Annotated in this window: 18 protein-coding genes; 1 reads left to right on the forward strand and 17 read right to left on the reverse strand. The window is 49.1% G+C overall.

What is annotated here, in order from left to right:
* Position 1 precedes the first annotated feature (1 nt).
* Genes C3F35_RS26420 through C3F35_RS26430 form a run of 3 tightly spaced genes read right to left on the reverse strand, consistent with a single transcriptional unit; the run spans position 2 to position 5107 of the window.
* The gene (locus tag C3F35_RS26420) at positions 2–2119 is read right to left on the reverse strand and encodes a hypothetical protein (RefSeq protein WP_017384059.1); all 2118 of its coding nucleotides are present in this window, start codon (positions 2117–2119) and stop codon (positions 2–4) included.
* Positions 2107–3873 carry a hypothetical protein gene (locus C3F35_RS26425; protein ID WP_040113334.1) on the reverse strand — a complete coding sequence of 589 codons (1767 nt, stop codon included), beginning with the start codon at positions 3871–3873 and terminating at the stop codon, positions 2107–2109. The genes C3F35_RS26420 and C3F35_RS26425 overlap by 13 nt, the downstream gene beginning before the upstream one ends.
* Entirely contained in the window at positions 3860–5107 is a 1248-nt protein-coding gene (locus tag C3F35_RS26430; protein WP_007897923.1) for a tyrosine-type recombinase/integrase, read from the reverse strand. Before C3F35_RS26430 ends, C3F35_RS26425 begins: the two co-directional genes overlap by 14 nt.
* A 613-nt stretch (positions 5108–5720) precedes the next feature.
* On the opposite strand from C3F35_RS26430, the gene C3F35_RS26435 reads away from it, so the two are divergent.
* A complete protein-coding gene (locus C3F35_RS26435) occupies positions 5721–6356 on the forward strand; it encodes a hypothetical protein (RefSeq protein WP_023279901.1) in 636 nt (211 codons plus the stop codon).
* Between the two features lie 27 nt (positions 6357–6383).
* On the opposite strand, the gene C3F35_RS26440 is transcribed toward C3F35_RS26435, so the two are convergent.
* The 14 genes from C3F35_RS26440 to C3F35_RS26505 all read right to left on the reverse strand — a co-directional run bounded on the left by C3F35_RS26440 (position 6384) and on the right by C3F35_RS26505 (position 15297).
* The gene (locus C3F35_RS26440; RefSeq protein WP_022652116.1) at positions 6384–7439 is read right to left on the reverse strand and encodes a phosphoadenosine phosphosulfate reductase domain-containing protein; all 1056 of its coding nucleotides are present in this window, start codon (positions 7437–7439) and stop codon (positions 6384–6386) included.
* 177 nt (positions 7440–7616) lie between these two features.
* Positions 7617–8063, reverse strand: coding sequence for a hypothetical protein (locus tag C3F35_RS26445; RefSeq protein ID WP_015063027.1), 447 nt, complete (start codon positions 8061–8063; stop codon positions 7617–7619).
* Between the two features lie 46 nt (positions 8064–8109).
* Entirely contained in the window at positions 8110–8916 is an 807-nt protein-coding gene (locus tag C3F35_RS26450) for a hypothetical protein (protein WP_015063028.1), read from the reverse strand.
* A 229-nt stretch (positions 8917–9145) separates the two neighbouring features.
* Positions 9146–9409 (reverse strand): hypothetical protein, encoded by a 264-nt coding sequence (locus tag C3F35_RS26455; protein WP_032610382.1) that lies wholly within the window; start codon positions 9407–9409, stop codon positions 9146–9148.
* 56 nt (positions 9410–9465) lie between these two features.
* Complete coding sequence (locus C3F35_RS26460) at positions 9466–9798, reverse strand: hypothetical protein (RefSeq protein WP_022652118.1); 333 nt, start codon at positions 9796–9798, stop codon at positions 9466–9468.
* A gap of 334 nt (positions 9799–10132) precedes the next feature.
* Positions 10133–10363 carry a hypothetical protein gene (locus tag C3F35_RS26465; protein WP_022652119.1) on the reverse strand — a complete coding sequence of 77 codons (231 nt, stop codon included), beginning with the start codon at positions 10361–10363 and terminating at the stop codon, positions 10133–10135.
* Between the two features lie 37 nt (positions 10364–10400).
* Positions 10401–10859 carry an RES family NAD+ phosphorylase gene (locus C3F35_RS26470; RefSeq protein ID WP_022652120.1) on the reverse strand — a complete coding sequence of 153 codons (459 nt, stop codon included), beginning with the start codon at positions 10857–10859 and terminating at the stop codon, positions 10401–10403.
* Positions 10856–11296 carry a type II RES/Xre toxin-antitoxin system antitoxin gene (gene parS, locus C3F35_RS26475; RefSeq protein WP_032610495.1) on the reverse strand — a complete coding sequence of 147 codons (441 nt, stop codon included), beginning with the start codon at positions 11294–11296 and terminating at the stop codon, positions 10856–10858. Before parS ends, C3F35_RS26470 begins: the two co-directional genes overlap by 4 nt.
* An 82-nt stretch (positions 11297–11378) precedes the next feature.
* Entirely contained in the window at positions 11379–11687 is a 309-nt protein-coding gene (locus tag C3F35_RS26480; protein ID WP_022652122.1) for a hypothetical protein, read from the reverse strand.
* A 175-nt stretch (positions 11688–11862) separates the two neighbouring features.
* The gene (locus C3F35_RS26485; RefSeq protein ID WP_022652123.1) at positions 11863–13131 is read right to left on the reverse strand and encodes a DNA methyltransferase; all 1269 of its coding nucleotides are present in this window, start codon (positions 13129–13131) and stop codon (positions 11863–11865) included.
* A complete protein-coding gene (locus C3F35_RS26490) occupies positions 13118–13729 on the reverse strand; it encodes a hypothetical protein (protein ID WP_022652124.1) in 612 nt (203 codons plus the stop codon). Before C3F35_RS26490 ends, C3F35_RS26485 begins: the two co-directional genes overlap by 14 nt.
* Before the next feature lie 61 nt (positions 13730–13790).
* The gene (locus C3F35_RS26495; protein WP_022652125.1) at positions 13791–14426 is read right to left on the reverse strand and encodes a hypothetical protein; all 636 of its coding nucleotides are present in this window, start codon (positions 14424–14426) and stop codon (positions 13791–13793) included.
* Positions 14427–14541: 115 nt separating this feature from the next.
* Complete coding sequence (locus C3F35_RS26500) at positions 14542–14799, reverse strand: hypothetical protein (protein WP_022652126.1); 258 nt, start codon at positions 14797–14799, stop codon at positions 14542–14544.
* Between the two features lie 63 nt (positions 14800–14862).
* The gene (locus C3F35_RS26505; RefSeq protein WP_015063073.1) at positions 14863–15297 is read right to left on the reverse strand and encodes a hypothetical protein; all 435 of its coding nucleotides are present in this window, start codon (positions 15295–15297) and stop codon (positions 14863–14865) included.
* Positions 15298–15320 lie beyond the last annotated feature (23 nt).

Below are 15320 nucleotides of genomic sequence, written 5' to 3' on the forward strand. Positions count from 1 at the left end.
TCTATTCATCCTTTTCAAAAAAACGGACAGCATCTGCATAAAAATCTCTCTCAAGCATCAGAAAATCCCTGTCAGCCTGAGGAGCATTATTTCGCACGGCAATCTCCAGAAGGTTGTCATAATGAGCCATCCTGCGTTTCCACACGGGAACAGAATCAGCTCCGGCCAGCATGTTCTCACATCCCGGATTGCAGGACGCTGACTGAACAACCGCCTTAAACTCGCAGTCATGGCCATTCATGCAATAAAAACCGTTTCCAAGAGATACCAGTTTTTGCCCGCCTCGTTTAGCCATGCTCATCGCTTTTTTCAGTGTAGGAAACGTCATCTGATGTAAGTGCCCACCTCTCTGGGACATCAGTAACTTCCCGCCTTCGCCATAAAGCAGGCCTTCATGCTGATAAGAAACAGCCCTGGAAGCTGAGAGTTCGGTATCAACCCTCTCAATCTCGGCAGCGAATGCCTGAGGGATCGCCCGGCTAAAATGCGAAGCGTTGAGTGCACCGGACATATACCACTCCGTCATGCCTCTGATTAAGTGCTTAAACTGCCGGATAAGATCATTAGTAGAAATCAGATCAAGACGCCTGAGGTGTACAGCAAGTGAACGGCGAAACTGATGGGTTCGCAATGGCCAGAAAGCCCCCTCCCGAATCTCCATCGCAACGCGTTCATCATCACGTATGTTTGGATTTAAAAGCCTGAACTCATCAATATGGTCACGTCGGATGAACAGATGGTGTCTTTTCACAAATTTCTTTGCCCACTCAGTCTGGCGCTGCGTCCCCATAAAAGAGAGTTTTTGCTCCGAGAACCACGACCTGATATTTAAAGACAATGGAACATTGTCCAGCGTCTTCCCGTCCAGGCCTGTCATGATTTGATTAATTCTGCGTAAATGCTGAAAAGGCTTTTCCACATAGCGACAAACAACCCAGTCTTCGTGACTTCCACCTTCCGGGGCGAACTTATGCAACACCGAACGAAGTCCCAGGATATCACCATCATAAATCAGTGAACCGTGCATCACGCCAAGCACTTCGCTGTGTCTCATCCCCGACATGGCCTGTATCACATTCATGACTTTTAACGTCAGCTCAAAATGCCAGGTGTTCAGCTTTATGTGATCAACGCCAATAAAATCAGATCTCCAGCGCTTATTTTTATGTACCGAGAACCAGCCCTGCATCCCGGGGCCAAGTGTCGCGAAAAGCGCCCGAATTTCCCCGGCAACAATATTGTAGTAATACGCGGCCCGGTAATCCGGTATGCTTTTTGCTGTCCCTCTTTTACGGGCTTCCAGCATCGACGTATAGTAAGGCGAATCATAAAAACCGTTTATGATAGCGCACAGCCGGGAAAACCCGTCAAAATCGAAATCACTGATTTCAGCATCCAGTTCAGTAATCAGCCCTTCCCAGACAGACATCATAAGACTGAAAGGCATACAATATGTCTGGTTTGAATCATCCACACTGTTGTAACTGTCGAAGCTAATATCAGGAAAGTAACCGTATTTTCGAAGACGGGTATGACCTGTCAGCGAGATATCCGCCAGGTCCATAAAGTAATTACGTAATGTTCTTTCAGAACGCTTCCTGCCGTGCTCATCCTCCTCCTTCATCTTTACAATGAAAGCATTCCGGACAAGCGGAAAACGAAGCTGAAACAGACTGCGATACCCCATAGACTCAATAATACGGGCTCCCGCCACAATGTTTGCACATTTCCGGATCAGGGACTGCGTCTTCGCGGTCCTGCCGACAATCCAGAGCAGGCTGGCTGAGATGATTTTGGCTTCAAGACGCAGTTCAGGATCCCGTATGCCTGAAAAATTAACGGTTCTTAACGTTTCACCAATATGGGTTCTGACATAGCGATTGGTCCAGACATCATCCCTGAAATAAATATTCAGCGTCTCCTCATTGATAAAACGCATATCATGTTCATCTGAGCTGGCGATAACCAGGCAGTTATTCAGACGTTCAAAGCTTTTGTTTTCTAGTGCCTCACAGATGATATCCTCAGTCGGAAACTCATCCCCTGAACGAAGCGGCGTTCCGGCAGGAAACTCCGCCATTCGACTACGGCTTACCTCTTTTTTCTTCAAATCTGCCATACCGGAGCCACACCTTCTCGCTGAAGTTTAACGCGCGCTTTTTTCAGGATCGCCTCATCTACCAGCCCAAGCCGTAAATCAATCTTCAGGAGTAACGTTTCATAACGCTCCACAGCATTGACCGAACCGATGTACAACGGTTTTCCATACTCGATAGCATGCCTGAATGACAGCAGGAGCCATACAGACTCCAGCGTTTCCACAACGCAACTTTTTGAACATTCGACACAATGAGAAAAATCCGCACAAGCCTTTGGTGTCCGGCCAAATCGTTTTTGCTTTTTTATAAAGCGCAATTCAATATCTGTAGGCGGCTCCTGCGATCGACATCCCAGGCCATTCAATAAAAGATCCACACCCTCATCGCTTCCACGCAGATCGATCCCCAGCTCATCAGCAACTTTTACCCGCTCGGATAACGCACGTGTCGCAATCCCCTGATTCATAAGCGTATCAAGTGCAGCACTGAAGTTTTCCTTCGCCCCCTGTGGGTTACCTGCAGCATAATTCCGCCTGTAAGTGCCCCAGTTATGCTGTGCTTTTTCCGCCGTAATCAGACCATTCTTTAATGTTCTGTCCGTATACTGCTCAGACGTTTTGCGCAAGCCAGAAACGGTAATTGATGGAAGCGAGGGATTAAGCTGCCGCATCGTGGCCCACGCCCCCTCAGAGTTAGAAAATTTAGTCAGATGACTGGGATTAAGAGAATAAAGCTTATGGAATTTCACCTGCGGCTCACTCAGAAACAGCGCCTGTACCGGAGGGAAGTTATCTGCGGAAACCAGATAGTTAACGATGTCGTCCCTGAGCCTGATAAAAGACAGAAACCAGTAATAGCCCGCACGTTTGGTCACATACTCCGATTTACCTATCGTCAGACGTATATACTTATTCGCTCTCCCCTTATAAACATAATCAGTGCTGATACCCTTTTCATCCAGATGTATATCATCCCGCGTCAGACCCAGAACCTGAGAGGTGTTTCCCCATGTGTGGTAACAGAACAGAAAAAAAGAAGTAAGAAAGTAATTTTCCAGAACGTCCCTGATGATGATCTCTGCCCTGCTGACCCCGTTCTCTCCCGGATACCGGAAATACGCTTCATAAACAGGTGCCAGCAAAGACGGTGAGAAATGCCGCACCCCTTTTTCCGATTTAGCGATATGCTCCCGGATACATCCCGCAAGGAACTCATTCATGGATGACAACTGCCTCAGGATCTCGGAAAGTTCATTCCTGGTATAGCTATCCCTTCCCTGCTGCTGATACGTTCCTTTCGGTAAGAATTCATATTCATACCGCCTCTGAATCTGCCCGCCCGTAAGCAAAAACCGGTTGACCACGGACAAGTAGTGTCTTGCCATCCTGACTGAAATTTTTCGCCGACGAATATCGTTCATGAGATGTTTAATATACATTTCAACGCCTTCAGCCGTGCCATAGTCATACTGATTGACTGACTGCCATATAAAAAACATATTGAGATAACGGAAAATGGTTAACCTTCCGGCGGGACGGTAAGACAGAAGAAATCGTTTCAGAGAGGCAATAAAATCGCGTTTTTCAGGGCGGGCAAGATGCGAATGTTCACTAAACCATCCGGGGAGCAACACATAATCTGAAAAATGAGCCTGAAGATAAACGTCAAGTAAATAATATCGGTTCAGATCCCGCTGAGTGATGTGTCCGCTGACCGTCTCCCATGACAGCACATTTTCGGCCATCCACGTTATCTGCGTTTCACTCCGGCTCATATATGGCTCCATCGCGACCTGCAGCACCGTCAATCAATGCGTCCATGACCCCGGCGACTGCATCAGAAATCTGGTTTTGCTGAAGAAAGACGATGTATTTCATCGTCGTATTTTCGCTTTTATGGCCCATCCAGTATTTTACTGTACCCAGCGCATTTGCGGCCTGATCGGGATAGCAACTCAGTGCCGAGCGTAAAAAATGGGTCGCAAACGTTGCCCGCAAATCATGGGGTTTATGTCTGAACACATTTCCCGGAGCAGACCGGGCCAGGCGATGGCGAAAACTGTACCAGCGGGAGTAAAAGGCTTTTTCAGACATCCGTTTCCCGTTTGCCATTAAAAATAAAGGCTCGTGCCGCCCTTCCCCACCCTGTCGTGCACGCCATTTTTGGATCTTCTTTTCATACTCCTCATCCGCCAGATAATCCAGAACCTGCTCGTACAATCGTCTGGTGATGAAGAGTTCTCGCGTCATCCCAAACTTCGTATGAACTCCGCATCTCGGACCAATATGAAGCCCCCTGATGGTCAACTCAGATACAGGGACACTGGCAAGGTACTCTTCAGTAAAGAGTGACGACGGCAGGGTCAGCATTTCATCCAGCCGTAACCCACAATTTTTCATCAGCACAATCATTAAACTGAACAACCCGGACTCAGATTTCAGTGCCTCATCCAGGATATGAACCTCTGCATCATTCAGTGGGTTGATTGTCCTTTTTGTTGTGCTGGTTATCCTGATGGCAAGATCCGAACTTATCACCTTGCGTCGCCCGTCAACGACTTTTTCGACCAACGTAAAAAATGAGCTGGCAGCCAGCTCACCACACTTGCCCAGAAATACGTAAAACCGTCGGATAACGCTGATGTACACCGCCGCGGTGGATGAGGCGATGCGCCCCTGCCTTACGGCCCCCAGAAGATACTCCCTGAAGCCATATGTAGGGCTTTGGTATTTCAACGTTCCCGGGGTGAAAGGGTCAAGTCCGTTATCCTCCAGCCACCTTATCCAGCGTAAAAATGCCCGGGCTAAAGGCTTTAAATCCCTGGCCTGCAGGATAGCTTTATCCATAAGATAAAAGTGTACATATCGGCTCAGTTTTCGATTCTGGATGCCGCTAATATAAGGTATTTCAGCATACAGAAATCCGGGTTCAAATTTCAGTTTCGGCTCTGTTGCATCCAGTTTGCTGACACGCCCATAACGCGCATGAATGTTAGTGATTATCCTCACAGTCTGTCGCCCTGAAACGCCACCTCATGCCTACACTATAAATCCGGAAGAAGAAAAAACAAACAACCAGGTTGCCGGGAGTGAATATGCAAATCAGGAGGAAAGTAAAAGATGTAACGACACCATCACGATGCAATACATTGACCTCAACACGTTACCCGGACCATACGTGATAAACATCACAAATCCTTTGAGTGAAGAACTTAAGATGTGATTTTCATTTCCCGGCACAAACCGTGCCCTTAAAAAACAGGCAACGGATACATCTTAATGCCAGAAGTAAACCTTAATTGATTGAATACAGCCTGAGTCCATTGCAAAAATAACACACAGGGTAAATTCGCATATACAGAACCCAACGAAAAGCAAAAGAAACCTGTAACACATTTCGTTTACCTGTCACTTTCAATTGTAAAAGCCAGCAGAAAAAGCGCATATAACTATATTTATCCCTGCGGGGACTTTTGTTTGTGCTATATATTTTTTACAGAGAACCGCAACGCGTCCAAACACAAGAATATATTTACCTCTGGAAAATGGTCTGACTCCCTTTCACGTGGTTGTAGTGACCTGTTCTGTGATTCATGTAATGTCTTTTCTGGATGAGGAAAATATGTCATCACTGATATTTTATACAGACGAAGCACAAGCACTGATTGTAACAGATACCCTTGCCGTCACCGATAATGGGGAGCCGTTATCTTTTGTTTCCAAAGCAGGTTACATCCCCCAGCTAAGAACCATCATAGCAGGTACGGGGGCAGGTGGATTTTCTAACACCTGGTTGCTTGAAGCATCAACCAGAATGGTCGTATCAGGTATACAAAATCTCAATTATCATACATCGGCCTGTCTAAGGAGGCTGTGGAAACAATACAAGCATGACCATGCAATTCCCTCTTCTTCAACGGTGACAACCAGTGTTTATCAGTTCGCAATTTGCGAGGAAACAGGAAATATCGTTTCGTTCGCCTATCGCTCAGTCCATGATTTCGAATCAGAGCAATTACAATACGGAACAGGAGTAAAACCTGAGTGCCAAATCCTGGATGGGGATTTGTTGCAGACAATTCCTGTAATGATGAATGAACAAAGGGCTATACAGGCGACATACTCACACCCGGAACGGATCCATATTGGCGGTGAGATGATTGCGCATTATCTGACATCATCTATGTATCAATGCTTTAAGATTGGGGAATTTGAGGATTTCAGAACTCAGGGAGAGTATATATTGAGCAGGATTTAGGCAAAACGCGGTTCAGATAAAGTGCTTTTAACAGGCTTGCTGAACATTAAAAGGATATCTCTCAATTACGATGAATAGCTTGAATTCTAAAAATAGAAAAGTAGAGTTTAACTCTAAATACATAAAAACAAGAGTAAGCGAGCATCCATAGCGAGCGCCGCAGGCAGAAGACCGGGCCGTGTATTTCTCCGGCGTCCAGATACATTCCCCGGTCGCGTCTTTGTAAAGCGTGGCGAGGCTGAAGTTGTCCGGCAAAAAGCTTGGCAGCGGAAATCGCGCCAGCGAACCACAGGCCATCAGAAATGACCAGATATCCTGTGTCCGCCACTCTTTCACCGGGTACAGTTCGCCGCCGAGCTCCGTGAGCGAGACGCTGTCCGACTGCCCGCCCATTCTGAGGATGTTGCCTGCCCGACGGGCGCTCTCATCATCGCGGGAACCCAGCATCAGGCACACTTTGTTGCGGACGGAAGCTGGTGCATTTTTTAAATAACGGGCTTTGGCCTGGCGCAGTGGAGAGCGTTTGAGATCTGTAGAGCATTGACGCGTATTGGAATTTGTCCAGGTCGGAAGTCCGCGCCCGGTCAGAATGCGTCCGACCCAGCTCTGGGTCATGGACGGGTGGGCCACCAGGACGGTCACGGGCAGTTGCTGTTCGGCAATAAAGGCTCGGAGCTGGCTGAGAACCTGCGTGGACTGATGATGCATCTCAGGGTTTTCAATCAGGGTGTTGGAGATCTGAATGAAGTGGTGCTGGCTGACGTTCGACCCGTTCCGTACGGCACGGATCAGGGCCATGAGGAACAGGTGCAGTAGCGAGTGGGAGTCTTTCCCGCCGCTGTAGCCGACGCACATGGTCCAGCCTTCGGTAATCGCATGATAAATGGCACTGGTTGCCGTCGTCACGCGCGATGCGAGACTGACCGGCTCACCGGCATCGGTATAATTCAGATCCGCATCGGTCTTCAGTGTTTGCCAGACATCGCCCCATTTATCCTGCGTCAGAATGGCAGCGTTAGCCGCCTCAGAAAATTGAATTTCTGAGGGTAATTCAAGGAATGTTTCTTTTATTTCGATATACATATTATTTCCTGAATTTTGGCTTTCGCTGCATTATCGCGTTATTTATTAAACCCATCTAATATCTTCAGTGCAATATGTGAAGATAAATTTAGTTAAATTGGAATTATGCCAATTTAACTAAATAGCACTGAATAAATAGAATTACGCGGCAATAAATATATTATCTTTACCACGCTCTCACGAATACTGCTGGGTAATTAAAACCGTCGTATTTGATTCCAGCTCTGCCAACGGAATTCTGGGGGTATTGAGCATCATGTCATCACCGCAATGGCGGGGTACAGCCGTCAGTTGAAATGATTCTTTCATGACCCGGATGGAAGTTGTTTCCGTGCGAGAGGACGGCATGACGTCCCGGAGCATGGTTTCCTGCCCGTTACTGTCACTTTCAATAAATGCAGCCTTCGCCATGAGTTCCTCAATGTCCTCTTCCGATGTTTCGGACCAGAGGCAGTCATAGAAGAAAAACTCTGCAACGTACAAATCATTCTCTTTCACGTATGCCGCCAGTTCACGGATACGCTGAGCCAGCGATGTATCAATGGAAAAGAAGACGCTTTGCGGGACTTCACTCGCAAATTCATTGATGCAGCTAGCGGACGCAATCAAAAGTTTATTGAACATTTCAGCTCTCCATGCCACCGGCTGTCCCGGTGGCAATCTAGGGTTATCAGGCAGTCACGGGGCACAATACGTCCAGCGAAGGCAGCAATTTGCTCAGGCTGTCGTACACGACGGGCGTCAGTTCGGTGACGCTGTGAAGCGCCATGCTGGTGTTGTCTTCTTCGCTGAGAATGATGACTCCATCCTCATCAGGATCGTCAGAAGTACTCTCGTCCGAGGCCAGGCGGTGGCGTGCAACGTCATAAGGCGATTCAGACGCTTTGCAGCTCATCAGATAGCATTCTGTGTATGTGTTTTCGTGGTTATACTGGTTCACTTTCACCAACGCATACTGAACACCGGCATCATGGGCTTCGTTCATCAGGCGGGAAAAATTAAAGCCTTCCTCATAGTGGTGTGTATCTTTAGTCACCACGATTGTCGCACCGCCGAACTCGTTTTCGCGTGGTCGGTCGCAGACGAAAGCGGCATTGATTGTGACCATTTCAGGCAGGTTAAACACCGACAACACGGCAGTTGTTACCGCGATTGCGTGGTCGAGGTTAATGCTTTCATCATGGCTGATTGCCAGACCGCTACCGGTGATTTCCGCTTTGAGTTCCAGCTCGTAATTGTCTTCTGGTGACTCCGGCTGACCAAAAGTCGGCTCAAACGGATCGCACTCCGGGTGGTTCTGAATAATACCCAGGACCAGCAGTTCAGTGAGGGAACACTCTGAAGCAGGTTTAGACAGCAGGTGATCACCTTCCGACACATCCGTGTCCGTAACATACGCAATCGCGTCCAGAGCCATCTGAGCCTGTTCCTGTGAACAGAGAATTGTGAAGGATGCCTGAGTGTAATTATTTGCCATTGCATAACTCCTTATTTAATTAAGTGTGATTGCTGTCTGTGAATAGATAATATCAAAACAGATACCCGCACCTAATAACCCGAAATGAAATATTTTCGAAGTTTTTATAGAGAAGACAGGCGCCATATTTATTAATCCAGCCATTATTTAGAGGGCGGCATTAAGTAATTATGCGGAAAAAATAAAAAACCGCCACAAGGGCGGCATTTATTAAATGGGAAAGATTCAGTTATAAGGTATGTGTCAGGGCGGAAACAATGATCCGGTCTGGTAACAGTGATTGAAGGGACGCCGACGAAATGACAAGTGCCTTTTCAATGTGTGCCTCTCTGTCGGCGATATGTCGCCGGAATGCCGCTTCTGCTTCACCGGAGGAGTCGGCTTCAACCAGCATCACTTCTTCCTCATCATCAAACATCATGCGGCCTGAGATAATATACAGTCGGCTTAAGTCCGGGAGATTTACAGCGTTGCCCTGTTTGTTAATCATCATTTTTCTCCGTCTGCAATTTTTAAATTTGTCAGTTCTGCTACGGGTAAAATACACCATCAGCCCTGTAAACCCGGACAGGTATCAACGTAGCTCATCGGTTTGCCAATCGCGGCGCTTAGGCGAAGGATTTCGCCGATGGAGACGTACCGCAGCATTTCAGAACGCCCGTGTTTCTGGTATTCATCCACCGACATGGTGCGCCAGTCCTTGTGCGGTGTGTTTTTGCACAACTGCCAGTTGTCGACAGTGGTCGGGCGACGCAGGACATACACACCCAGCGAAGGCGTGAGGCCTAAGCCAAATGACTGCTGCACCACAATACGCACTTCAGAGCCGTCGGGGCGTTTCAGTGTCTGAGTAATTTTAGTGATGAGCTGTTCGGATTCCATACTATTAACCTCGACCGTCAGTTGGGTTGCTGTAGGGATATTTTAGCAAAGTCGGTTCACTGGCTAATAAGTACAAAGCGAAATTTTTAAAAATAGAGGAATAAAACAGGAAGAGAACAAATCTGGAAACAGCAAAATCACATTATCCGATTGCAATTCATTTCACATTTGACATATTCGGAATTAAGTACGCAACGAACCTGCATCGTCTGGTATAAAAGTATATTTCAAATATTCAGGTTATTATCTGAAGTAAAATACTCTCTGCCCCGGTTGCAATACCAGACGGAACACAAGACGTTATGAAGAGCCTGTCCCGGTTCAAAAGCTGCGGCTAATTTTTTCTGACCCACTTAACGAGAATGCCAGCCAGAGTCACAGTCAGCATCAATGCCCATACTGAAGAAATAAAGTTAAGCAATGGAATACGCTCAGAATAATCACAGGTACTGGATGGGTCACTGGCAAATTTACAGATAAATTCGGGATCAAGCCCCCAGTAAACGAAAGAAAATAACACAACGAGCGATACACTGATTTTAAAGATTTTTTCGCTTGTCATCATTTATCATCTCAATCCAGGAGGTTATATAAACCTGAAACTATTTCAGCCGTGTGTCGTACTGGTAAGGAATTTTCTGGACGGTTTTCATCAGATCAAAAATCGCCGGATGAGCCGGATTTAAAAGGTAGTTAAACTCCACCGGAGATAATGCACTGGGAATACGCAGGGCAACAGAAGAGCCACTTTCAGCCCAGTTATCGCCATACAGGGCAAGTTCTGCGGGCGCATCTTCACTTGCCCAGCCCGGCGGCAGCAGGTTCAAGTCAAAGGCCTGGATCTGGTCATCCGGGACATCAATGCTCAGCAGCGTGTAAGCGTCCAGAAGCTGCGGGGCATTGATATGCACCAGCGTCTCCAGCATGGTCAGAGAGGCCGTCTCGGACAGATAGACAAGTGCTGTGCCGACACTGTTCCAGCGGCCTCCCGCTTCTTTCGCACCTAATCCCGACCATGCAGTCGTAATATAGCGGGTCTTGGTCATCCGATACAGGATCACGAATAGACTCCGTGTTCAATACGGGTGATCAGGCGCATCACTTCGAGTGCGCCGGTTTCCGAAGAGACAACATCTGCCGGAGTCTTCCAGCTCAAGCCACGGTTTGGCTCGTTCATCCATTTCTGTGCTGCCTCTTTGTCGCCTTCGAACAGCTCTACAGCCCGTTCAATGACGCGAATAATACGCACCAGACGTTCGCTCTGATCCGCAGTGAAACGGGCTTTTACGCTGCGATTGAAGGTGGTGTTCGGAATGCCGGACATTTTGCGCAGTTCCGACGGCGTGATGTTCGCCCATTCAGAAATGGAATGAGCGACTTTACCTTCCAGTCCGTGGCTAATTTTGTCCATCAGCGCAATGCCGTCATTATCCAGACCCACCACCTGCCATAAGCCGTGCGGGTTCATTTTGGATAAATCTGGAGAAAAAACTTTCATAGTCATAACCGACCCTCCCATTTGGTATGTCAATTATACCATATGGGTGACTACTGGCAATATTTTCACCTTTCTCATAACGTCAGTTCGTCACCCGGCTGACTCTGGCATGGGCATTGCCCTGAATGTTCCAGTACAGCCCAGCCGGAAGCTCTGCGGCCCAGGTTGCCCCCCGTTCCGACATTTGTTCGGGCGTTTCCAGCCATCCACGCGGAATAGTACCGGTGGTGTCACCGATAACCCGCGAGACGCAGGCGGCAACGCGGACGCCGCCGGGGACATCACAGCCGGATTCAACGATGTGCATCACTTCCATTAATGCGCCGTACGCTTCAACACGGTCGCCCTTTTGCAGTTCAATGGGGGAAACCTGTTCAGTCAAATTCTTCATGCTCACACTCCCTTCAGTGATTAAAATTGTCGCCGTCGTTTTTAAGGCATCCGGGAGAAGAATCCTGGTGGCCATTACGCCGGTATGTTGCTGAATCATTTTCTGTCAGCGCCGTCGCCGCAGGACATCCCCGCTGGCGTCACTTCCGGCTGCTGGCCAGGCTAAACCGCCCAGCTCATCCCCCTTCCCGCAGTTCATCACGGTAAAGGGCAACCAGGTCATCGAGTATCGGGCTGCTCTGGTATCCCGGCATTTCTGTAAACAGGCTGCGCGAGATCCCGAGCCATTCCATTATTTTGTCCGTTGCATACCAACGTCTGCCGAGCCGCTCAGCGGCAACCGGTACTTTGTGCAGACCGGCAAATGGCTCAACTACCAGATCACCAGGCCTGGTGAGGAACTCGATCAGGAATGCGGCGAGTCGAGTGGGTGACGTTGCACCGTGCAGCGGAAACCCCAGTTCGCGGGCGATGCGATGGCAGAGCCGCGTATCCGGGCAGGCATTGCCAAACATAAGCGTATTTTTGGAGATAGTCCCTTCTGTCTTATTGCCGAAGGCGCCATTTTTAAGCTGGTAAGCGCCATCCCCGTAAAATGTAGTGCGGTTTTCGCCGCCGGACGCCTGCAATTTCTGATGCTGCTCTGAATGAGGCTGGAGAACGCGCATGTTGTTCGAACGAACCTTTTGCGCGTCATTAGTAAACCACAGCACCGGCTCGTAAGACGAACAGAGCTGAACACGCTGTTTACACGCCCAGTGAGTCGGCGACGGGGGTTTCGCTCGGTTCACCCAGTTCAGTCTGTCCATCAGCTCAAGACCCAGCTTATCGCACAGCGCCAGTGTCAGTCTTTCCAGATACAGAGAGCGCGATGGCCTGCCTGGATTAAAGCTGTCCTGCGTCACATTGAGCGCCACGCTGCCCCCCGGCACGAGCTGCTTCACGATAGGCTCAAGAATCCGCAGCAGCCAGTCAATATACGCCTGCTCACCGCGTCCGCCGCCGTGCCCGTAATTTCGGGCATTACGCAGCAGGAACGGGGGCGACGTAAGGCAGAGATGGATTTGCTCATTGATGTTGCTGAAGAACGCGTACGCATTCCCGAAGACCGATGCCCCGAGCGAAGTTGAGAAGCCAACGACGCACAGTTTGTCCCAGGACTCATGCAGCTTCTTGTCATTTTTGAAGGCATAGCGCCAGACGCCCCGCTTTTCCGGGACACGCTCGATCACCCCGGCCTGCCGCAGCGTCTGCTGATACCAGCGAACCTGATGCTTGACGCCGCTGGTTCGCATTTTGTCCGAGCCGAACGCCTTCATTTTCTGTAGTTCTGCATCCGACATCCCCGTTTCGCGTTGTACCTCGCGATACAGCTCTTCGTTCGTTAACGGGGTGTCTGACGCGGCATAGATCCGCGCAATCAAATCGCTGTTAAGGTTGCTCATCAGCCATCCTTGAAAAACGGACCAGGGCGGCTTCACACTGCTCTTTACCCCACGAGTCCTGCCAGTCGCACAGGTGGAGATATTTGCGTTCGAGTGCTTCCATTTCATCGAGATTTGAACTCGATAATCCCGCCCAGACGTCGTGCCAGCACACATCGTAAGTAACGCCTGCCGGTGGGCAGTATTCCAGAGCATCCGCATGGATGATTTCAACACGGGGATCGTGGGCAAAGGCCTCGGCAACTAGGTTAATCACATCCTGCGACTTCTCAATGACAGTCACGTTGTTAACTTCCGGCTTCTGAAGAATGGCGTGCAGCACCATCCCCAGCCCCAGTCCGTTGATCAGGACGTGCCCTGTCGCTCGCTTTATGAACTCCTGACAGAGTTGGATTTCGTATGGCAAATTGGTCATCACCACATTTCTGCCATTTGAAAGGCGGCGATAGTTACCGGGCTGTAAAACCGCGTCGATATCCTCCGTAGCGGCACGGAGGAAAAGGCTAACCGCCTTATCTTTGGAGATTTCGAAGCTGTCCAGTGTCCAGGCACCGGATGTTCCATCTTTAACAGGTAAATTAGAAAAGCAACTCTTCATCAGTCATCCTTAAAATGGATTCAGTTCAACGTAAGTGGGCGCAGGAAGACGGTGAAGCAGGTCACTTCCCTTTCTGCATCAGGGACTCCAGTGACGATTCCAGCGCCGCGAAACGAATCAGGGCAGCTTCACACTGCTCTTTACCCCACGAGTCCTGCCAGTCGCACAGGTGGAGATATTTGCGTTCGAGCGCTTCCATTTCATCAAGATTTGATCTCGAAAAATCTGGCCAGATATCATGCCAGCACACATTGAAGGTAACGCCTGCCGGTGGGCAGTATTTCAGAGCATCCGCAAGGATAATTTCAACGCGGGGATCGTGAGCAAATGCTTTGGAAACCAGGTTCATCACATCCTGAGACTTCTCAATGACGGTCACGTGGGTCACGTCAGGCTTCTGAAGAATGGCGTGCAGCACCATTCCCAGCCCCAGTCCGTTAATCAGGATGCGTCCAGTTGCTCGCTCAATGAAAGCTTCACAGGTACGGATCTCCATCGGCGTATTGGACATCACCACTTCGTTATCACAGGACAAACGCCGGTAGACGCCTGCCGGGATATATTCATCCTGATCCTTTGTATATTCGGCGCGAAGCTTCAGGGTCTGCGCTTTTTCTGGCGTAATCACAAAGGAGTCCAGCGTCCAGTTACCGGATTTCCCGTTTTTCACCGGCAGCTCAGCAAATTTACTTTTCATACTGATAACCTTAATTTCGAATCATTCTGTTGCCGGGAAATTACCACATAACCCTCGGGCTGGGCAGGCAAGATCGCGTTACAACGGACGGCGGCTGACGCAACCGTCCACGGGTTCACAGGTAACGAAGTAGGATCTCCGCATCCTCCGGTGGCAGCTGTTGGCAGCTCTTCACTTGATAGAAGAATTCCCCGCCAAGATCATACACTCCGCCGTCTTCAAAACTCAGTGCTTCGACCTCGTCGCGACACTCATTCAGTAATGCCGTCTGGCTGGCGTTTGCCTCAGTATCGCTGGCGACAAGCTTCACGCTGGAATGCTCATACTCGCCATTCCGGCATACAATTTTGACAATGAAGTTTTTTTCAGGCATCTGCGCCTCCCGGCTGGTTAGGGGTTTATTCAGCGTTGCCCCGGCGTCCGGGGCAAGACTCAATCAACCCTTGATGAAACTCTGGCCGAAAGAAGGATTGGCTTTAAACTGGTGCTCCTTTATGATTTTTTTCATCATCTGAGAGCATTTCTTGATCGATTTGGTGCTGGCATCCGTGACTTCAGCCATCTTGCGGATAAAGCGATTCACCTGATACTGCGCCTCAGCATCTTGGCTGAGGGCTTCACTGTGGATGCGGTCTTCATGCTGCGCAATCAACAGCACATAGCAGCGGAGACCTGTGGCGGTGCTCACGCGCTGGCTGATCGTGATTTCCGCCGAGCGGGTAGACTGGACGACAGAGAGAGAGACTCTCGATAATTCGCCGTCCCGGAAAATAGCCGGAGTAAGACCATTAATATCCTCGCGGGAATAATTCAGAGAGTCCAGAATGGAAAATAAATCACAGGTGGTAAAATCGAATTCCTGAATGCTCATATCGCCTCCGACGCTTCATTATT

The sequence above is a fragment of the Leclercia sp. LSNIH3 genome, from assembly GCF_002935105.1.
Lineage (GTDB): Bacteria > Pseudomonadota > Gammaproteobacteria > Enterobacterales > Enterobacteriaceae > Enterobacter > Enterobacter adecarboxylatus.